General features: G+C 48.5%; 18 protein-coding genes. 6 read left to right on the top strand and 12 right to left on the bottom strand.

From position 1 onward, the window contains the following. Nucleotides 1-132: 132 nt before the first annotated feature. From IXB50_RS08965 to IXB50_RS08955, 3 genes are all read left to right on the top strand, one after another. Complete coding sequence (locus IXB50_RS08965; RefSeq protein WP_215608618.1) at nt 133-1,446, top strand: efflux RND transporter periplasmic adaptor subunit; 1,314 nt, start codon at nt 133-135, stop codon at nt 1,444-1,446. A gap of 27 nt (nt 1,447-1,473) precedes the next feature. Continuing rightward, nucleotides 1,474-4,548, top strand: coding sequence for an efflux RND transporter permease subunit (locus tag IXB50_RS08960; RefSeq protein WP_215608677.1), 3,075 nt, complete (start codon nt 1,474-1,476; stop codon nt 4,546-4,548). A gap of 216 nt (nt 4,549-4,764) precedes the next feature. Continuing rightward, nucleotides 4,765-5,373 carry a Uma2 family endonuclease gene (locus IXB50_RS08955; RefSeq protein WP_215608617.1) on the top strand — a complete coding sequence of 203 codons (609 nt, stop codon included), beginning with the start codon at nt 4,765-4,767 and terminating at the stop codon, nt 5,371-5,373. Between the two features lie 84 nt (nt 5,374-5,457). Here the strand turns inward: IXB50_RS08955 and IXB50_RS08950 are convergent, their stop codons facing one another. The 3 genes from IXB50_RS08950 to IXB50_RS08940 form a co-directional block, all read right to left on the bottom strand. Continuing rightward, nucleotides 5,458-6,255 (bottom strand): ADP-ribosylglycohydrolase family protein, encoded by a 798-nt coding sequence (locus IXB50_RS08950; protein WP_215608616.1) that lies wholly within the window; start codon nt 6,253-6,255, stop codon nt 5,458-5,460. Nucleotides 6,256-6,357: 102 nt separating this feature from the next. After that, nucleotides 6,358-7,326, bottom strand: a complete 969-nt coding sequence (locus tag IXB50_RS08945; protein ID WP_215608615.1) for a glutathione S-transferase family protein — start codon at nt 7,324-7,326, stop codon at nt 6,358-6,360. A 32-nt stretch (nt 7,327-7,358) separates the two neighbouring features. Next, the gene (locus IXB50_RS08940; RefSeq protein ID WP_246564302.1) at nt 7,359-8,051 is read right to left on the bottom strand and encodes a type 1 glutamine amidotransferase domain-containing protein; all 693 of its coding nucleotides are present in this window, start codon (nt 8,049-8,051) and stop codon (nt 7,359-7,361) included. Nucleotides 8,052-8,138: 87 nt separating this feature from the next. On the opposite strand from IXB50_RS08940, the gene IXB50_RS08935 reads away from it, so the two are divergent. Beyond that, complete coding sequence (locus IXB50_RS08935) at nt 8,139-8,408, top strand: LysR family transcriptional regulator (RefSeq protein ID WP_326520759.1); 270 nt, start codon at nt 8,139-8,141, stop codon at nt 8,406-8,408. On the opposite strand, the gene IXB50_RS08930 is transcribed toward IXB50_RS08935, so the two are convergent. Together IXB50_RS08930 and IXB50_RS08925 are read right to left on the bottom strand one after the other, a co-directional pair. Further along, entirely contained in the window at nt 8,389-9,459 is a 1,071-nt protein-coding gene (locus tag IXB50_RS08930; protein WP_215608614.1) for a pentapeptide repeat-containing protein, read from the bottom strand. The genes IXB50_RS08935 and IXB50_RS08930 overlap by 20 nt on opposite strands. A 28-nt stretch (nt 9,460-9,487) precedes the next feature. After that, entirely contained in the window at nt 9,488-9,955 is a 468-nt protein-coding gene (locus tag IXB50_RS08925; protein WP_215608613.1) for an MOSC domain-containing protein, read from the bottom strand. Between the two features lie 147 nt (nt 9,956-10,102). Between IXB50_RS08925 and IXB50_RS08920 the strand changes: the two genes are divergently transcribed. Together IXB50_RS08920 and IXB50_RS08915 are read left to right on the top strand one after the other, a co-directional pair. After that, complete coding sequence (locus IXB50_RS08920; protein WP_215608612.1) at nt 10,103-10,585, top strand: hypothetical protein; 483 nt, start codon at nt 10,103-10,105, stop codon at nt 10,583-10,585. Between the two features lie 417 nt (nt 10,586-11,002). Continuing rightward, nucleotides 11,003-11,587 carry a hypothetical protein gene (locus IXB50_RS08915; protein WP_215608611.1) on the top strand — a complete coding sequence of 195 codons (585 nt, stop codon included), beginning with the start codon at nt 11,003-11,005 and terminating at the stop codon, nt 11,585-11,587. A gap of 673 nt (nt 11,588-12,260) precedes the next feature. Here the strand turns inward: IXB50_RS08915 and IXB50_RS08910 are convergent. The 7 genes from IXB50_RS08910 to IXB50_RS08880 all read right to left on the bottom strand — a co-directional run bounded on the left by IXB50_RS08910 (nt 12,261) and on the right by IXB50_RS08880 (nt 20,845). Continuing rightward, nucleotides 12,261-13,445, bottom strand: coding sequence for an MFS transporter (locus IXB50_RS08910; protein WP_215608610.1), 1,185 nt, complete (start codon nt 13,443-13,445; stop codon nt 12,261-12,263). 94 nt (nt 13,446-13,539) lie between these two features. Continuing rightward, entirely contained in the window at nt 13,540-14,235 is a 696-nt protein-coding gene (locus tag IXB50_RS08905) for an SDR family NAD(P)-dependent oxidoreductase (protein WP_215608609.1), read from the bottom strand. A 96-nt stretch (nt 14,236-14,331) separates the two neighbouring features. Next, entirely contained in the window at nt 14,332-14,922 is a 591-nt protein-coding gene (locus IXB50_RS08900; protein WP_215608608.1) for a hypothetical protein, read from the bottom strand. Nucleotides 14,923-15,184: 262 nt separating this feature from the next. Further along, nucleotides 15,185-15,922, bottom strand: a complete 738-nt coding sequence (locus tag IXB50_RS08895) for an SDR family oxidoreductase (protein WP_215608607.1) — start codon at nt 15,920-15,922, stop codon at nt 15,185-15,187. A gap of 250 nt (nt 15,923-16,172) precedes the next feature. Next, entirely contained in the window at nt 16,173-16,763 is a 591-nt protein-coding gene (locus IXB50_RS08890) for a TetR/AcrR family transcriptional regulator (protein WP_215608606.1), read from the bottom strand. A 319-nt stretch (nt 16,764-17,082) separates the two neighbouring features. Continuing rightward, complete coding sequence (locus IXB50_RS08885) at nt 17,083-19,353, bottom strand: bifunctional diguanylate cyclase/phosphodiesterase (protein WP_215608605.1); 2,271 nt, start codon at nt 19,351-19,353, stop codon at nt 17,083-17,085. Nucleotides 19,354-19,471: 118 nt separating this feature from the next. Then, complete coding sequence (locus IXB50_RS08880; protein WP_215608604.1) at nt 19,472-20,845, bottom strand: PAS domain-containing protein; 1,374 nt, start codon at nt 20,843-20,845, stop codon at nt 19,472-19,474. Nucleotides 20,846-20,890 lie beyond the last annotated feature (45 nt).

Raw genomic sequence — 20,890 nt, 5'->3', positions numbered from 1 at the left:
TTACAGATTAAACAGGATTTTCGTTGACATACTCAACATGTTGAGTATACGTTATAGCAATATAAGCAACAAGTTTAATATCAACTACTTGTTTATCAACAAGGTGATTATCAATCTTTTGGATATTGAGCCATGGTTTCATACCTGTCTGATGCCTCTGCGAATAATGGTTCAAGTAATGGTTCAAGTAATGGTCTAAAGCGATTTAACTGGCGGTGGTTATGGCTGCTAGCGCTAGCAGCACCGTTTTTGTGGTTGGGACGTTTTCGGTCTGAGTCAGCTATCGCTGAGGATGCGATCTCACCACTTCCCGTCCAAACCCAAGTTCTAGAACGCGTCAACGGCTACCAAGTAAAGCGCACCTACACAGGCGAAATCGTCACCCGACGTAGTAGCAATCTGGGCTTTGAGCAGGCAGGCACCCTGATAGACGTTCTGGTGGACGAAGGAAATACCGTTGCTGCCGGTACCCCGATCGCCCGGTTAGATACCCGCAGCCTGCAGGCCCAACGTCAACAACTCGAAGCTCAACAGCGTCAGGCCCAGGCCCGATTTCAAGAATTACAACGCGGACCTCGTCAAGAAGACATTGCCGCCGCCGCCGCCGCCGTTCAAGACCTACAAGCACAGCTGGATCTGGCTCGACTGCAACAAGAACGCCGCGAAGATCTCTATAATCAAGGCGTCATCTCCCTAGAAGAACGGGACGAAAAAGTCTTTTCTGCCAATGCCTTGCAAAGTCGTCTCAACCAGGCCCAAAGTCAGCTGGATGAGCTCAACGCAGGCTCCCGAGTAGAGCAAGTCAATGCCCAGGATGCCCAGGTAGAACAAATTGAAGCGAGTCTAAAAAATCTAGATGTCTCGATTGCCAAAAGTGTGATCTACGCGCCCTTTGAGGGACGAGTATCGCGACGCTTTGTAGATGAGGGCGTAGTAGTCAGCCCAGGCCAAGCGGTGATGCGCTTAATAGAAAATAGCGCCCTAGAAGCTCGCATTGGGATACCTAGCCAGATGGCAAATCGCATTGTCAGTGGTAGCCGTCAAACCATCCAGGTGAATGGTCAATCCTTTAGGGGCCAAGTTACCGCACTGCTACCAGAACTGGATGATGCTAGCCAGACCGTTACGGTGGTGGTGACATTATCCTCAGATGCTCAGCCAACCATTGGAGCGACGGCACGGCTAACCTTGCAAAATCAACAAGATGAAATCGGCTACTGGCTCCCTACAAGTGCCCTCGTTGCCGGAGAGAGAGGCTTATGGTCAGCCTACGTCCTTGAAGACCATCAAAGCACCGAAAATCTCCATGAAGTGAGTCGTCGAGCCGTTGAAGTACTTCATACCGACAGCGATCGGACCTTTGTACGAGGTCTACTACAGCCGGGGGAAGAGATTATCACCAGCGGCACCCATCGCCTGGTGCCAGGACAGCTTGTTCAAAATTAGCCTAGTCGTTAGATTAGGGGATTAATGATGTTTAATCTTTTCTTTCGTAATCGTCAGCTGTTGTTTTTGACACTGACCTTGATCATTGTATGGGGACTATCTGCGTTTTTGTCATTACCTCGGCTGGAAGATCCTGAGATTGTGCAGCGATCATCAACTGTAACAACGTTTTTCCCAGGGGCAAGTGCTGAACGGGTGGAGTCTTTGGTAAGTGACAAGATTGAGGAGGAACTGTCTGATATTGAAGAGGTCGAGGAGATTCGTTCTGCTTCCAGTCCTGGGATATCGGTGGTTACGGTGGAGCTCAAGGACACTGTTCCGGATGTTGAGCCGGTATGGGCACAAGTGCGTAGCCAGATTGATGATGTCATTCCTGAGCTGCCAGCTGAGGCAAGTCGGCCAGAGTATGAGGATCAGGAAGTAAAAGCCAGTGCCATGATTGTAGGGTTGACATGGGAGCTGGATGAACCCGCTAACTATCCGATTATGCGACGGGTAGCAGAGGGACTGGAAGCGGAGCTACGGAACTTGCCTGGAACGGACAGCGTGGAGCTGTTTGGTGAGCCAGATGAAGAGATTCAGGTGCAAATCAGTCAGGCTGATTTACTGACGTTAGGCATCAGCGCGCAGGGACTATCGCAACAGATTGCGGCGAGCGATGCGAAGATTTCCACAGGTGAGTTGCGGGGGAGCTCCACCGAACTGTTGTTTGAGGTGGATAGTGCCTTGAACTCGTTAGATCGGATTCGGACAATTCCGATTCGGGTAGGGGCAGATGGACAGGTCGCAAAGCTGGGGGATATTGCTCAGGTTACAAAGGGTATACAGACCCCGGTGTCTGATCTGGCCCTAGTGGAAGGGAAGCCAGCTGTTGTTGTAGCTACAACAGTAGAATCTGACTATCGTGTGGATCAATGGGCACAGCAAGCAAGGCAAGGTCTCAAAGACTTTGAGGCTGATCTCTCGGATGGTCTAGGCATTAGGGTTGTACTGGATCAGAGTCAATATGTACAACAGCGCTTAAATGGGGTGATTGGTAACCTTTTACTCAGCTCTGTCTTGGTGATTGGGATCTCGCTGGTGGTCTTGGGATGGCGTTCTGCGTTGATTGTTGGTCTGGCGCTACCGCTCTCCACACTGATGGTGTTTGGCAGCATGAAGGTGTTGGGTATCCCGCTACACCAGATGTCAGTAACAGGATTGATTATCGCGTTGGGGTTACTGATCGACAATGCCATTGTAGTTGTGGATGAGGTGCGGGTGCATTTGCAAAGTGGCAGTCATCCGGCTGCAGCTGTAGGCGAGACGGTTAAACACTTAGCGGTGCCGTTACTGGCATCCACCCTCACCACGGTGCTAGCATTTATCCCCATTGCCACCTCTCCTGGTGGGACTGGAGAGTTTATTGGCACCATTGGCAGTACGGTGATTTTGGCATTACTAAGTTCGCTGACGTTGTCGTTGACGGTCATTGCCGCGCTGTCTGGTTTAGTCTATCGCTGGAAACCATTACGCGCTCAATCAGGCCATTGGAGCATTGGTGGTTGGTCTAATCAAAGCCTCTCTCGTTTCTATGAGAATAGCCTGCGAGTTGTCTTTCGTCGTCCGATCCTGGGTATATTGGTGGCCATGGTGTTGCCTACGGTGGGCTTTGTACAGTTTGCTACGTTGCCACAACAGTTTTTTCCACCGACTAACCGCGATCAGTTTCAGATTGAGTTAGAGCGTCCGGCATCTAGCGCGATCGCAACCACCCGCACCCAAACCCTAGCCATCCGCGAACTCATTCAACAGCATCCAGCCGTCCAGGATATCCACTGGTTTCTCGGTCAAAATGCGCCATCATTTTTCTACAACGTGGTGGGCAGTCGTCGGAATGCGGCAGAATATGCCCAGGGAATTGTACAGCTGGATTCAACAGATAATTTGAGGGAAACAATTCGCACCTTACAAACAGAACTGGACGCGACATTCCCCGATGCTCAGATCTTGGTGAGACAACTGGAACAGGGGCCACCGTTTGATGCACCGATTGAGGTGAGTCTTTATGGGCCTAACCTGGAACAACTGAGAACGCTAGGGGACCAGCTACGGCTGATTTTGTCTCAGTTAGATGAGGTGACCCATACTCGGGCGACATTGACGGAGTTGTCGCCGAAGTTAGCGTTGGAGGTAGATGAGGCAGCGGCGAGACGGGTGGGATTGGATAATGGTGAGATCGCATCCCAACTCAGTACTCTTCTCGATGGGCAGTTGGGGGGTTCGATCCTCGAGGATACAGAAGACATTCCGGTAAGGGTACAGCTACCAGAACAAGAGCGGGGCGATCTGGCCAGCATTACCTCAGTGGATTTGCTCACCGCTGATGGCACAACGGTTCCCTTTTCTGCGGTAGCCTCGGTCAACCTCCGTCCAGAGTTGAGCACCATTGCCCGACGGGATGGGCAGCGAGTGAATACGGTGCAGGGATTTATTACAGCAGGGTCTTTGCCCAGCACGGTCCTGACTGAGTTTCAACAGGCATTGGCAGAACAAGGCTTTGAGCTGCCAACAGGGTATCGTCTTAGCTACGGTGGTGAGGCCGATGCCCGAGGATCAGCGGTAGGTAGTTTGCTATCGACCGTGGGAGTTTTGGTGATACTTATGACCGCGACATTGGTATTGTCGTTTAACTCGTTTGCATTGGCTGGGTTACTGGCGGTTGTTGCTATAGCAGCGGTAGGACTAGCCGCGATGGCATTGTGGTTGTTTGATTCGTTATTTGGGTTTACGGCAATTCTTGGCACGCTGGGTCTGATTGGTCTGGCAATTAATGATTCGATTGTTGTGTTGGCGGCATTGCGGGATGATCCGCTGGCACGTAAGGGAGATGCGGCTGCGACGCGGCAGGTGGTGGTGAAGGCGACGCGTCATGTGGTGGCGACGACGGTGACGACGATTGTAGGGTTTACGCCGTTATTATTGGATTCGACTGGGTTTTGGCCGCCGTTGGCGATTGCTATTGCAGGGGGATTGGGGGGTGCAACGCTGTTGGCATTGTATTTTATTCCGTCGGCTTATTTATTGATCCATCGACGTAAAGCCATATCTGTATCAATCTAGATACAAGAAGTGAATTCGACGCTCGACTAAATCCCCTCTTGGAAGGTGCCGGTCAGGCGGGGTGGGTCTCGATCGTTAGCGCTAGCGGTCAACCCACCCCGTTGCTCCTGTCTAATAAGAAAATACGGAGACATCCAGCATTTTTACGATTATGACCACTCGCGCCCCATGGCGTCCTTGCTACAATGCAACTGTACTCTTGGCAGAGAAGGATACATGTCCCAGGTATCACCCCAGGCTCAGACACTTCCTTTAGAATTCCCCCTGGACGTTACCTTGCGGGTCACTCAAGCGCAGTTTGAAACCATTGCCTTTGCCAATCGGGATTTAAGAATTGAACGTTCTGCAGCAGGAGAACTAATTGTGAATCCACCCACAGGGGGGGAAACCGGACATCGCAATATTAAAATCGCCTACTTCCTCGTTAAATGGATAGAAGAGCAAGGTGGCCATGGCATCCCCTTCGATTCCTCAACAGGGTTCAAACTCCCCAACGGAGCAGACCGTTCCCCCGATGCCTCCTGGATCACCTCAGAGCGCTGGGAAGCCCTGAGCCCAGAACAGCGTCAAGGGTTTATTCCCCTCTGCCCTGACTTTGTCATTGAGTTACGTTCTCGCTCTGATAGCCTCTCAAAACTGCAAAACAAAATGCAGGAATATATGAAAAATGGTGCCAACCTCGGTTGGTTAATTAATCCGCAAAGCAAACAAGTGGAAGTATATCGAACAGGCCAAGAAAAAGAGATCTTAGACAACCCCAAAACGCTATCAGGTGAAAATGTTTTACCCGGATTTAGTTTAGATTTACAACAGGTGTGGTCTTAGATATCTTGCCTAAAGTTTATCAAGGAGACAAGTTAGTATCTATTAGCACGAATGCAGATGGCGTGTCTCCCGTATTCAGCACCATCAAGCAGCTCGAGCTTGACGGGCCTCAGTTTTTATAAACTCAGCCTGGAACTCACTAATTAAGTCCTGTTGCCCTTCGTCAAGCAATTCCCAGCCCCATTTCTGAAAAGATTTGGGAACTTTGGGATAGAATGCCTCGGCCATACCGCCTGTAATCGCTGCTAAGGTTTTTGCATCGCCGCCAAGGAAGATTGCCTTGCGAACGGCGTCTTCAAAATCTGTAGAATGCAGAAATGCCAGAATTGCTGCTTCGACAGTGTCAGCGGCTAGAGCACTGTAATGGTAGCTTTTTTGAACGTCTTTATAAGACATTTGCAAGTTGTAGCCAAAAATATTGCTAAGCAACTCTGAAATGGTTTCCTTAGGGGCTTTAGTTTTGGCTAAGAAGATAGCGGCGGCTGTTGCTTGGGCTCCCTTGATACCTTCAGGGTGGTTGTGGCTAACAAGGGCTGAACGCTCAGCTTCCTCCATAACCTCTTTGAGGCTATCAAAAGCGTAGGCAATGGGCACTGCACGCACTGCTACATCATTACGACAACTATAGTATGGTTTTAGGCCATTTGTCTTAGCCCATTCGCTAAAACTGTTGTTGTACCCCCCTTTAATCTGAGGATACCATTCATACCAGCGGGAATAGCTTTCTTCATATTCCCCACCATAGAGTAGATAATCCGCAGTAGCCAATATAAAAATTGTATTTTCTGTCCAATGGCTATTGGGGGTAGTTAGTTCAAAGTCTTGGATTTTGGTGCGCTGATGGGCAGAACCAATCGCATCTCCAAGAATCGCTCCGAGCATACCTTATTTTATTTCACCGACATTCTTCGCTCCAGCATTCTAGCGTATATGTGTTCAAGTGGGATAATGTCTAAAAATAAAAGCTGAAAGTAAACCTTAATGCTATCGATTGTGGGGTTCTGTAAAGTTGATTTTTGGCCCTAGGGGAACAATTCTAGTGGGATTGATGGTTTCATGACTTTGATAATAGTGACGTTTAATATGTGAAAAGTTAACAGTCTTGGCGACACCAGGTATTTGATAGAGTTCCCGCACATATCCCCATAGGTGAGGATAGTCAACAATCCGGCGAGTATTACACTTAAAGTGCCCTACATAGACAGGATCAAACCTTACCAGTGTGGTGAACAGTCGCCAGTCAGCTTCTGTTAGCCGATTGCCGGTTAGATATCGCTGGGTTGACAGGATCTCTTCGATCCAGTCGAGCGAATCAAACAGGGGGTTTAAGGCTTCTTCATAGGCAGCCTGAGTGGTAGCAAATCCACATTTATATACACCGTTGTTGACAGTGTTGTAAATGCGTTCGTTTAACTCATCAATACGATTCCTCAGGGCCTCAGGATAATAGTCTCCTGGCTGGGCTCCTACTTGATCGAAAGCGCTATTGAACATCCGGATAATTTCCGAAGATTCATTGTTAACAATGGTTTTAGCTTGTTTATCCCACAAAATTGGTACGGTTACTCGACCGGTATAGTTGGGGTCTGCGTGGGTATAAATTTCGTGTAAAACCTTTGCATTAAATAGAGGATCTGCAATAACCCCTTCTCCAGGAGCAAATGTCCAGCCATTTTTATCCATCAACCAGTGCACGACGGAGACCGAGATTATGTTTTCTAGTCCCTTGAGGACCTGAAAGATCAAGGTGCGATGGGCCCAGGGGCAGGCATAGGATACATAGAGGTGGTATCGGCCAGGCTCTGCTTGAAATCCACCTGCTCCGGTGGGACCAGGACGACCATCGGGTGTTATCCAATTACGAAATTGTGAGGCTTTACGAATAAATCGCCCTCCGGCGCTGCTGGTATCGTACCACTGGTCTTGCCACACACCGTCAACTAACAGACCCATAATTTGTTATCCTCCTCAATGCTCTAATAAAACTATGCCAATGCAGCTAAAACGGCCTGAGCTGCTGGTTCTGAGGATGCCGGATTCTGCCCCGTAATCAAGTTGCCATCCTGTTTTGCCAAAGGTCCCCAGTCTGGCCCTGATTCAAACTTGGCCCCCAACTCACGCAAACGGGTTTCCAGTAAAAAGGGCACAACAGTATCTAAATCAACGGCTTTCTCTTCACTGTTGCTAAATGCAGTTACTAATTTACCCTTGACCAAGGGCTCACCTGAGGCAGTCTTTACATTCACTAGACCTGCCGGTGCATGACAAACTGCAGCAATAATTTTCTCCTCTGCATCAAAGGCTTCGATCAAATTGCTGAGTGTGGAACTGGTAGCAAAGTCCCACATAGTACCGTGCCCCCCCGATAGGAAAATAGCATCATAATCGCCAGCATCAATCTGCGCAATGGCGATGGTATTGGCTAGGGCATCCTGGGCAGTACTATCGGCTAGAAATCTTATGGTATCGTCAGTCTGACTGTCTTCTAGAATACTTTTGGGATCTAGAGGGGCCTGACCACCTTTGATGGAAGCAAGGGTAACAGTAGCACCAACTTCTAGAAATGTGTAGTAGGGGCAGGCGAGTTCTTCAAACCAGCAACCAGTGGCTTGTCCAGTATCGCCAAGTCGGTCATGGAGGTAAGAACAATAAGAATGCGGGGGGCAGACATAAGCCAACAACAAAAACGATATGCCTATTGTTGCTTAGATAATATAAACTGGGCTCTGGTTCAAGAACTTTTGCTAATTTGCAATAATCTGAGCGTGAATATTTGGGATGGTATTTCAGAATTTGTAGTGGTGGTGGATACCGGCAGCTTTTCCGCAGCGGCTAAACGATTGGGGGTATCTACGACCTATGTCAGTTGTCAGGTAGCTGCTTTAGAGGGACGGCTGGGGATTCGACTATTAGCTAGATCCACCCGTAAGGTGCGAATGACGGAGGCAGGTACGGAGTATTATCGTCGCTGTTCTGAGCTGGTGGCAGGTCTGGAAGAAGCCAATCAACTGGATTCTAAATATCACATTGTTTGAGACGGGCCATCCATGCCCCAAAGCCGATGCGTCGAAATCGAGTAGGTTCCGCCTCCGTGGGCTCTTGTACCTGCCAACGATGCCAAGGGAGATGACCGCTGACCCTATTGTTCAGGGTGACGTCTTGCAGTTGAAGCTCCTCATACTTTATCCACTGACCGTTTTGCTTCCAACCAACGACATCGGCAAATTTCCCATAGTTTTGCTGTACAGGTGGATTCTCCCAAATTTGTCGCTGTTGACTAAAGCTGAATTTTCCTTCACTGGCCTGATGCCATAAGTCATTGAGTACTTTTAAGTCTTGACAGGGTATCTGCTCAATTTCAGCTGAGAGCTGTTCTACCGCGTACCCTCCTGAGATGGCTGCCCGAAAAAGACCGCTGGTGTAGCTATCGATCCCATGCCAATCTTTAGAGTGTAGAATTTTTTTGAGACCTGGTGTGGGCCAAAAACATCCCTGCTTCGAGGTATTACCATCGGGCATAATGGTATTACATAGGCTTGTACGGGTGATATTTTGGGGCCAGTCCGCCTTGGTGAGGTCAGCCCGATCTAGAGATTTTGGAGCATTAATCCAGTTGGTGAGCTTGGCCCCCACTAAATTGGCATAGCTTAGATCAGCTCCTGCGAAATCTACACCGCTTAAATTTGCACCGCTGAGGGTGGCGTACTGTAAGTCAGCGTCCTTAAGGATTGCTCCAGTAAAGTTGGCACGACGGGCATAGGTGCCGCCAAGCTTTGCCCTGGTTAGGTTGGCATGGCTCAGGTCTGCATCATCCAGATAGGTAGCACCGCTAAAGTCACTACCTTGCAGGTTAGTCCGACGCAGGTTAGCGCCTCTGAGTGAAGACTCTCGAAACCAGATCTCAGCCAGGTTGGCTCCGGCAAGATTTTTCCCATCCCAGTCAACAGCGCGTAGATCGAGGAGACCGTCGCGGGTACGGCTATGCCAATTTATGTTAGCGGGGCGAGTTAGCCAGTATAGACTGCCAGCACCCAAGCACATTAAGAAAACTAGGCCAGCCAAGCCTCTGAGGGCAAATGTTTTCATGGTGGGACGGGATGGAGGGTATCGGTCTTTATAGTAGCTGCACGCTATTTCCTAGACTAACGATGCCAGGGGATAAAACGCAGGCATAGAGTCGGCTGGAACCGGGATGGTGGTCTTGGTTAATACGACTGTAGCGGCGATCGCTAAAGAATTTGCTAATGTTGCGACAGGGTGGGGCGTAGTCGGTGATCTGCAAGCGGACCTTGTCGCCCAACTGCAGTTGAGTCTCAGGACCGAGTGTCTCCCAGGAGAGACCGGCTATGGTGATGTTTTCGCCAGCACTACCGGGGACGATAGGGTGGCCTTCAGTTTGGAGCATTTGGATAATATCAGCGGACCAGAGACAGACGGCGCGGTCTGGACCACCGTGGTATTTGAGGTTGCGTTGGCGATCGCCGATGAGCCCGTCTAAGGTGATTTGAGCTGCGGGGATGGGGTGTTTGGGGACGCCGCCGTCGGAGATGTTGATTTGGGTGATTTGGGGTGGTTGGGACATGGGTGATGCGATCGCAATTTATTGTCTTAAGTCGTTAATATCAAAAAAACGTGATTCTTATTGGTTTGCGGGGAAATATGTTTTCGTGGACAACGGCTGTGCTCTAGCTGTTAGCAGTTTCTAGATATACGCAATCATATGGACGTTATGAAACCATTATTGGCAATTTCCACAAGTCTTAGTTCTGCTTTGGTCTTTTTCTGTCCTGTTGCTCAGGCACAATATGATTCATTTAATCCCCCCCTTGGTTTTTACATTGATTATGGCTGTTCTAGCGAAGAAGGTCTAGAACAGCTAGATGTGACATTGTTTACTACGCAGGGTGGATTATTTTTGACCAGTGGAGAGTCAGATTTTCCAGAGTTTTGGGCAGGTAGTCAGGAGCTAGGACCGATTGCCGACTACAACGAGTTTGGTGAACCTTGGGCTTGGGAATATCAGTTTACGGGCAGTTCCGAGGATGAGGCGTTGTCCTACGATATTGTTTTGTTGGATCAGTGGAACTCTGATGACAGCGAGTATTTGAAGGTGACGCAATATCCGCCAGCATTTGATGGTGTACCTCGGGCACCCGTTGTGCTGAATTATATTTGTGAGGTAACCGGGGGTGGTGTAAATCCTTTCTTGTAAATTAATTACCTCAGATGGTCAACTGTAAGGGGTATCAATTTAAGCCGGGAAATCCTGACTGGGTGGGAAGTCAGGAGCCAGGAGCCAGTAAGGCACTGAATTCTGACTCCTGACTTCTGCCCTTGGGAAAACGTTCCGCTTTAAGTTGATACCCCAACTGTCAGCACTTTATCAATCTCAATCAACAACTAATCAACTATTTATTGATAGCCCTGAATCATTGTCAAAAGGTAACTTTAGCCTTATAGCAATGGCGACCTGACAGTAGCATCGTCGGGGGTCGGGGCTCAAGTCAGGAGCAGAATACAAGAGGCTTCTGCCTTCTACATACTGTCTCCTAACCACACTGTCGTATCCTAACGGAAACACAGGGGGATAAACTGAACCTGACCACTAGCGGCATGCAGGAATAGACAAATGACCATCACCCACACCAACCGCAGTTTACAAACCTACTATCTGCATCAGGGCACCACAAAAACCGGCAAACCCAGGTACTTTTTCTCAAAGAAATCCGAGGGAAACCTGGTCGAGCAAATTCCTGATGGGTTTGAAATTTATGAAAATCCTAATGCCCAGGTTTTTTTACGTAGGATTCCAAAAAAGATTATTACAGATGCCGAAGTGCAAGTCGTCAAGCAGGGTATGGAGACCTTTTCTAAAGTCAAGCATTTTATAATCGATGTCAAAAAAGAGATTGTTTACATTTTTATCTCCAAGGGCAACACTGGCCAATTGGCAGAAATGGTCAGAGCAACCGCAGTTCAGTTTAATCGAGATGCCGATACAATAGAACAGCTTATCCAGCAGTCAATGCGATATACATCTGACCTACGTTTTACCCTAATTGACAAGCAAACACGACGATTTCAAACGGAGCGCTATTGCTACCTTGGCAGAATTGATGATTGGATCGACATTGGCCATGAAAACTCGCTAGACGTGCTGGTCAAGACTTACTTACCCCATCTAGGGCAAGACTCATTCTATGACCTGCATTAGCCATAGTCTGAATTGCTGCTGGAGCATACGGATATTGGGCAGATAGTGTATTCATCACTGCTGGACCAATCATCCTCGCCTTTACCACTCCATCAGCCTCGGATCAAAATCACTACTATCCAACGCCTCTGCTGGACCATCCACATCCTACATCCACGCCTCCAGGTGACATCAACCACAACATTCCATAGAGTTATCTCACTGATAGACAGAAACAGCAGTGAGAAATAACAACGTTAACGTTTGTATCAGAGAAGAGATTTTGAAGCACTACAGGAATATGCTGTACATATGAGCTGAAAGGCTTATAACCACAATAGAAGGAGGGCTAACGATAGATATCTCGATAGAATCATCTGACGGTTCAAAAACAGCACCCAAACAAATCACTGATATTTCTTCTTACTTGCACTAGAGAGCACTGTTTATAGTAGGTTCGCCTGATATACAACAACTCTGAGAAGTCTTGTTTAACATAGAAGAGTCCCTCAGTTGGTTGTTCTGGGTGCTGTTGTATTTTAAAGCTTCACAAGCTCAATCGCCCAACGCTACAACCCCCTGGGCACCAGTAGAAGGTAATCCAAAAATCCTTCAGTCAATATCAAAACACTGATTACGCTGTGCTCACACATCCAAACCACGTAAAATGATGGTTGTGACAGAGATACTTAAGTTACACTAACCGCTGACTACGCAACCGTTTTTGCTGCAGCCACAACACTGCCAATAAGGTGAAGAGTACCAGTGGCCAGCTTAGCTGATTCAGAATGGCCCAATCAAACCGGTAGAATACTCTGCCTGCCAAAAATGTGGCCAGGGCAACAACGCTAAATACAATAAAATCGTGAATAGCTTGTACTTTTCCTTTCTCGGCAGGACGATAGGTTTCTGTCAGTAGGGTGGTGGAACCCACATACATGAAGTTCCAGCCTAGTCCCAAGAGCAAGAGGGCAATGGCAAAATGCCAAAACGTTGTCCCGGCTAAATTGAGTCCCACACAGCTCAAGGTCAACACAGTCCCAGTCACAATAATTTGCAACACGCCTAGCCGCTTAATCAGCCAGCCGGTTATGAGTGAAGGAGCGAACATACCAATCACATGCCACTGAATCACCGATGCAGTTTGGTCAAAGGAATGAGACTCGACTGCCATGGCCAGAGGCGTAGCTGTCATGATAAACACCATCACACTGTAGCTAATGGTGCTGCCCAAGGCGGCAACCAGAAACTTAGGCTGTCGCATTATCTTTGTTAGGGAGCGGGTGTTGCCAGTCCCCTGTTCTTTAACCAGCGCAGGCATATGCAACCCGAACAACAACAAACTGGTCAATACTTGCAACCCCAGTATGGCCACCAGTGACCCGATATATAGCTCGCTGTTAAACCACCCTTTTGAGCCAGTGGCTGCCCATGGTCCCAAGACTGCAGCAATAATGCCTCCTGCCAGTACCCAGGAAATAGCCTGAGGTCGAAATGCCTCATCCGCCACATCTGCTGCGGCAAAACGATAGTAACCAACAAAGCCATTGGAGGCACCCAACAGTGTTGTCGATAGCGTAAACAACCAAAAATGGGCAATGGTGAGACTATAGATACCAATGCCTGCACCGATAAACCCGATGATTGTCCCAATCAGAAATCCGCCCCGCCGACCGATCCGCTCCATCAGTAATGAGGCCGGAATCGTCGCGACCATCGTGGCTACCTGGCGCATAGCCAACGGTACGGTGGCCAGCGCTTTATCAGTGGCCAGGGCATAGCCAATCAGAGCGGCAACGGTAACCAGAATAGTATTCGTGGTCATGGCCGTTGCCTGGCAAAGGGCGAGTAGGGCAACCTGGGATTTGGCAGATTTCATAAGGTGGGGTATGGCTAAGACTTGAGCCTAGCATGACCGCTCAAGGGGATCCATTGATGGTCTGGAGTATGACCATCTATAGGATTAATTTGGACTAAAACCTCTCTACCCAGGGGCGTAGTTCCATCTCCCAGGTCCAGGTGCTGCGATGTTGTTGCAATACATGCCAGTAGCTAGTGGCAATTTCATTCGGCTCTAGGAATCGATCGGGACTGTCGGTAGGTTGTTGTTGTCCCGGTGGGAGAATCGCGCCATCGATAATGAAGTGGGCGACGTGAATGTTTTTTGGGGCTAGTTCGCGGGCCATGCTTTGTACCAATCCACGCAGGGCAAACTTGCCCATGGCAAAGGGAGCAGAGTGGGGATAGCCTTTGACGCTGGCAGATGCGCCGGTAAACAGAATGGCCCCTTTGCCTGTGGCTTCCATGCGTTTTGTAGCCTGCTGTCCGACGAGAAAGCCACCGTAGGCTGTGACCATGAGCGCTTGTTGAACAGCGGCAGGATCTAATTCAGCAATGGGGCCGCGAGTGCGATAGCTGGGGTTGTAGACAACGACATCACGGGCTCCAAGGCTTGCATCCACTGCATTAAACAGCTGTAGCACAGAGTCTACTTGGGAGGCATCGCACTGAAAGGTGTGGGCTCCAAGTTTATCCTTGAGGGACTGTAGTTTGTCAATGTTGCGAGCGGCGAGGGCGACTTGTAGCCCGTTGTCAGTAAAGAGGCGAGCGAGGGCAGCGCTGAGGCCATCACCTGCACCAACGATGAGAGCTGTTTTGAAGTCTGTCATGATTTTTCCTTTGGAGATATAAGGGAGGCGTCCAACCGTAGGAGCACCTCTTGTGGGTGCCCTGCAATATCTAGAAATACAAACCGAAATTCCATATTAGTGAGAAGCCAGCTGTCGTCGTTGCTTAAGCAACGCATCAATTGCCATAATACTGCTGGCTCCAGTGAGAGGAACACCAAACAGAGGAATCAACACGATGGGAAACGTGGCAATATTCTCCATCAGGGGTACTTGAAGGACGGTAAATGTGAGCCCAGTGCCAACGGCAAGGATAAAGTCCAGCTGACCAAATAGGTGAAAGGCAATGTATTTGCGAATGCTGGGTTTCCCCAGGAGAATAATGGGGACGAGGAAACCGACGGCTAAGTCTCCGTAGCCAGCGTTGAGAACGAATCGTTCTGGGAGGAGGTTTTGACTGCCGTAGTAGAGGAAGACAAAGCCTGCGACGATGCGCCATAGGTGGAAGGTGATGAGTTGTCGAGGCGGCAGGTTGTTGATGTAGGTTTTAAGGGCTGGATTGCGGTAGTAGAGGACGATTAGGGTGGTGAGGCTAAGAATGACGAGTAGGGCGATGCCGTTGGCGGGAATATTGGCAAAGAGACCGAGGTAGCCTGCGATCGCAACGGTGGTGACCCAAGCAGCAAGGGCGAGGAAGACCTTTTGTTGGATGTGAGATGTGTTTTCCATGATTATGAGCTCTGGTAAGTATGTTGAGAGAGTTTCCTTTCGTGAATGAAGATGCTTTGGCGAATTCAGTGTTTAGAAATATTGGTTATGAAGCGAACGTTGTCCAGCCCCCCAAACCCTCAGCTGTGGGGCTTCAGAGATTACTTCCTCATAGACTATATAGAAGAAGATTCAAAGACCCCCAGGATTGGGAGATTTAGGGGACCTCTGAGAGGTTGGCCATATAGTCGCTTAAGGAAGAGATGATTGCTGCTCTGTTGTCCTAAAGCGTCGCCCAGCCACCATCAACCAGAATCTCCTCGCCAAGCATGTAAGAAGAGTCATCACTGGCCAGAAACAGAACCGCCTTCGCAATCTCTTCAGGTTGTCCAAAGCGACCAATGGGTGTGCGTCTCAGCACCTGAGCAGGAACATCCTCAGGTAAATCCATCTTTGACCAGATGGGAGTTTCGATAGGACCGGGGGCAACGGCATTAACGCGAATCTGACGATCTAACAGTTCACGGCTGAGGGAACGGGCCAGAGACCGAACGGCGGCTTTAGAAGCTCCATAGATACCTTCGCCAGGCAGGGCGGTTTGATCTAGCACAGTCGTCGTCAGAATAATGCTACCGCCGTTGTTCATCAGGGGCTCTAGCTTTTGGACGGTGAAGAACGCGCCTTTGAAGTTAATGGCAACTTCTTGATCAAAATCAGCTTCAGTGACATCGCGAAAGTTGGCTCGTTTAGCGATGCCTGCGTTGGCGAAGAGAATGTCAAACTGGCCAACGGTGTTTTTGACTTGAATGGCCAAGCGGTCGAGTTCATCGAGGGATTGCACATCGGCTTTGATGCCAGTAGCGTTAGGACCTAGAGCAGCGACGGCTTCATCGAGTCGGGTTTGGCTGCGACCAGTGATGATGACCTGTGCGTCCTCGGCGATGAATAGCTTTGCGGTTTCGAAGCCGATGCCGGTGGTGCCGCCGGTAATAACGGCTGTTTTGTTGGTTAAACGTGCCATGGTGATACCTCCAAAGATGAATAATATTGACTGATCGGTCTAAGTTTTTGCAAAAAAAGTCGGTTTTGTTAGGAGGGAGATAGGCCCCACCCCCAAGTTTGGGGGCTTCAGGAGATTATTCTCTACCCATGTGTGTGATGGGAAGAACTCAAAGTTCCCAAACTTGGGGATTTAGGCTTCGACTTCGCTCAGCCGAACGGGGCCCTCCGAAAGCAATCGCTTTTGGGAAAACTTCTCTAACAACAATGCGTCACTCTTCCTCTAAAAGCAGCAACGCGGATTGCACGGCTCCTTGTAGGGTGGTGTCGTCTTCCATGACTCTGCCGAGGAGGGCGATGCCCTGGGTGGTGCAGAGTAGCAGGCGAGCCAGGTCCCGTGGGTTTTTGTTGGGGCTTAGCTCTCCGGCTTTTTGGGCGCGGGTGAGGGCGCTGCTGAAGGTGTCTTCTAGCTGGCGCAGGTAGCCGCGCATGACTTTGGCGATGGCTTCATCGTCGGTGTTGAAGTCGGCGATGTTGGTGCCGAGCATACAGCCGCAGCTACCGGGGCGACTGTGCATGGTTTGCCAGTCGAGGAGTAGCTGTTTGATGTTGGTGAGGGTGGATCCCTCTGCCGACAAGCGTTCTTTGATATCTCGCAGCGTAGTATGGGCATAGTGCTCCAGGGCTTTGAGAAACAGCGATTGCTTGTTGCCAAAGGTGTCGTACAGGCTCTTTTTGCCGATACCCATTTGCTTGAGCAATTGTGAGAGGCTGGCGGCTTCGTAGCCGTGCTCCCAAAACACGTCCATGGCCTTGCTAAGGGCGATTTCGGCGTCGAATTGCTTGCTGGGTCCGCGTGTCATGAGTCTGGGTGGTTGACGACCTTGATTTAAGAATAGCGAACTTAGACTGATTGGTCAAGGTTTTTGGAATTAAATTTATGATGTTGCTGATTTCTTCTCAGTTAAGTAGGTTATCCAAAGTAGGCTTCAGATACCGAGGCCCCCTGACCTCACCCAATCCTGGGGGAGACTAGACTCAAAGCCCCCAGAATTGGGGGTTTGGGGGCATATCCGAGGAGGTCAAACTCCTGATCCTCCATCTTATAAATAATTAGGCCAACCTACTTAAGGCGAATTGCTATTGGGGATAGTGTCTAAACAGTTAGCAATGGTTTGCAGGTCAATCGCCTTGGAGAAAAGTTGCCTCAATGTCAGTAGCAGCAAGAGGGTGGGAAAATAGGTAGCCTTGGCCAAATTGACAGCCAAGCTGCTGTAGTTGTTGTAATTGTCGGGCTGTTTCGATGCCCTCTGCTACAACGGTTAATCCGAGTTGTTTGCTTAAGGCTAAGATGGTGCTCACAACCTTATATTGGCAGTTTTCTGTTTGTATTTTCTCCACAAAAGTACGGTCGATTTTGAGGGTGTGAACAGGTAGCTTATGAAGATAACTGAGGGAGGAATAGCCTGTTCCAAAATCATCAATACTGATCTGAATATGTCTTGATGCTAGCTGGGCTAATAGATCAATGGTCTGATCGATGTCCTCAATTAGGATATTTTCGGTGATCTCTAGGATGATCGAATCACCGTCTAATCCAGTCTTAGCCAGTGTACTGTCAATAGCTTGAATCAAATCAGGTTTACTCAAATCTTTGGCAGACAGGTTAATGCTAATTTTAAGCGGAAAACAATTAGCAAACTTGTGTTTCCATTCGGCCATTTGTTGGCAAGCCTTATAAAATATCCAACGATCTAATAGCACAATCATTCCAGTCTCTTCAGTAACAGATATAAAGTTATTTGGAAAAATCAGGCCACGGGTGGGATGCTGCCAACGGACTAATGCTTCGAATCCAATCAGTCTATGATTGGTTAGTTCAAAAATAGGTTGATAATATATAGTAAAGGCCTCTTGTTCGAGGGACTTACGGAGATCTATCTCTAAATTGAGGCGGTTGAGCGATTGGGCATGCATGGCCTCATCAAAGAATTTATATGAATTGTGTTCCTGCGTCTTAGCCCGATACATGGCAATATCTGCATCGCGAATTAAATCAGTGGCTTGATGATAATCTCTGGTGCCCAGCACAATACCCACACTTAAGCTAGTGAAAATTTCATGCCCATGGATAATGAAAGGTGTTTGACTGTCCGCTAAGATGCGCTCAACAATGTGGATGACAATGGCTGGGTCATTAATGTCTTCTAACAGGATTACAAACTCATCACCCCCTAGTCGAGTGACTAAGTCAATGCTCCGTAAATGTGTTTTTAATCTTTGGGCTAGGGCTATGAGTAGTTGATCGCCTACCGAGTGACCTAAGCTATCGTTAATCACCTTAAACCGATCTAGATCCAAAAATAGAACGGCATAACTATAGTTTTGATGACGATTAGCTTTATTGATATTGAGATCAAGCCTGTCTAGCAACAGTGTGCGATTGGGCAAATTTGTCAGGGGGTCATGGAGAGCATTGTATTTAATCAGGTCTTGAGCCTGTTTGAGATCGGTAATATCGGTAATGCTGCCCACATAGCTGGATATACCTGCCTCAGTATTCTCTTCAGGAATTGCCTGTCCATAGACCCACGTCACCTTACCGTCAGGATGTTGAAATCGAAATTCGAGTTGAAAGGAATGACTTTGCAGAACAAATTGAGTCCATTGGGTAGAAACCCGCTCTCGATCGTCAGGATGTAGCCCTTGGAACCATCCATTCCTGTGGGCAGCCTCTGGGGTGAGCCCAGAAATCTGACACCAACGCTCATTGACATAAATGCAGTTCCCTTCAACATCGGCACGAAAAATCCCGACTGGAACGGCTGCTGCCAGGGTAGTGTAGCGTTTTTGGCTTTTTTCTAAGGCAATGATGGTGCGCTGCTGTGTGGTCAGGTCTCGAAATAACCAACGAAATCCTGTAATTTGAGACTGGTAATTATGCACAACCGTAATGGTGAAGCTGGCACAGAGATGCTGACCTCCATAAGGTTTTAAGTGCAGGCAAGTATTCTGTTGGGATTTGCCTTGACGCAAGTTTTTGAGCAAGTTGTAAAAGTGTTTTTGCTCTGATGGTGCTATCAGAACACTTAGCGGCTTTCTAATGAGAAAATTTTGGCGGCGATTGAGTAGGCTAGCAGCTGTGAGGTTAACTTGCTGGATTATTCCTTGGGGATCTGTAACGATATAGCCATCTGGGGCTAGATTGAAGAGTTCAAAGTATTGTTGATGCTCTTTTAGCAAGATGCTTTGGGCAACTTGGAGTTGGCTATGCTGAGCTGTCAATTCTTCTGAGAGGACATGGACTTCTTCTAATGCGGTTGACAGTGCTTCGAGCCCCTCTTGAAAAAGTGCAGCCGATGGATGGGATTGCCCTAGCTGTTGACTTAATTCTGCTAGTCTTTGTTGCTCTTTTTTAATCTTATGGTCGAAAATATTTGGGTTTATTTTCATTTAAGCCCCCACCCCCCCAATACTGGGGGCTTTGAGTCTAGTCTCTCCCAGTATTGGGGGACGGAAGGGGGCCTCAAGATGTAAAGCATAATTGGGACAACCGACTTAAGGACAAACTTTATCCACTATTATTGGTGCACCTGATATTGTTCTCTGTATCGATACAGTCAAGTCGTTTAACCAAGGCAAAGAATCCATTGACCTGCTCTTTGTCAGGCTGATCGGGTACAAACGTAACACTGATCCAAAACGGATCCTGATTTGACAACGTCACTTCTTGCTCAAACGTGACCCGAGTGCCTGATAACGCTCTTTCAATTGGGATTCTAACCTGCTGGTAGGCAGTTGGGCCTAACACATCCCATAGATAATACCCCACGATATCGCCTCGAGGTTTGCCTAGCCAATGCTTAGGTGTGCGATTGGCATAGATCACCTGTTGCTTATCATTAATATAGGTTAGAAGTACAGGTAAGACATCGGTGACCAGGCAAAGTTGAGCTTCACGTTGTTGCAATGCGTCTTGGGCATATTTTTGGTCGGTGATATCGCGCCCTGCTGACTGAAATTGAAAAAAATCACCATTGCGGTCAAATAGGGCTCGATGGACCCATTGCTGCCAACGGATCTGCCCATCGGGCAGGACTATGCGATGGTCAAAGGTGATGATGGGATGGTCTTGATCGAGGCGATCAAGGATGGCTAAATGCTTCAGTATCTTTTCGTGGGATGTTTCTCCAATCAGCTCAAAGAAGTTTTCACCCATTACGGATTCTGAGGAGCAGTCAAAATACTGGCAAAATGCTTGATTGACAAAGGTTAATCGACCATCAGCCATCAAGCGGCAGATTAACTCGGTTTGGTCTTCAACGATGGCGCGGTATTTAGCCTCGCTTTCTTGAAGGGCGATGGTGGCCCGTCGCTGCTGGGTCAGGTCTCGAAATAACCAGCGAAACCCGACCAGCTGAGTCTGATGATCATGCATGGGGGCAACGGTGAAAGACGCATATAGGGACTGCTTTTGGTAAGGTTGCAGACGCAGGCTGATATTTCGAAAGGCTTCACCTTGCTGTAATCGGTTGAGCAAGGTATAAAAATCATGGACATCGGCTTGGGCCATCATCACTGCTAAGGGCTTACCGATGGGCGACCGCTGGTGTTGATTGAGCCGGATTGTTGCTGTTTGGTTGATTTGCTGGATAATACCCTTGGTATCGGTAATGATATAGCCATCGGGGGCCAGGTCAAATAGATCAAAATATTGCTGGCGTTCTGTAGCGAGGGCCAGCTGGGCTACTTGCAGTTGGCTATATTGCTCAGCCAGCTCTTCTGAGAGGACATGGGCTTCTTCTAGGGCATTGGTCAGTTCATCTAAGGCTTGGGTGAGGAGAGATTTTGGTGCATTGCCTTGTTCGGCTTGTTGTAAAAACTTTTCTAGTTGTTGTTGTGCTTGCTCGAACTGCTGGTTAAAAATATCCAGATGGAATGTCATCGCTTTTATGAGGGCTCTTCTTTTATGAGGGCTCTATGGAAAAAC

This window comes from Leptothoe spongobia TAU-MAC 1115 (assembly GCF_018739885.1).
Classification (GTDB): Bacteria; Cyanobacteriota; Cyanobacteriia; order Phormidesmidales; family Phormidesmidaceae; genus Leptothoe; species Leptothoe spongobia.
The sequence above is the reverse complement of the archived record's forward strand: the minus strand, read 5'-3'. Positions and strand labels throughout refer to the sequence as shown.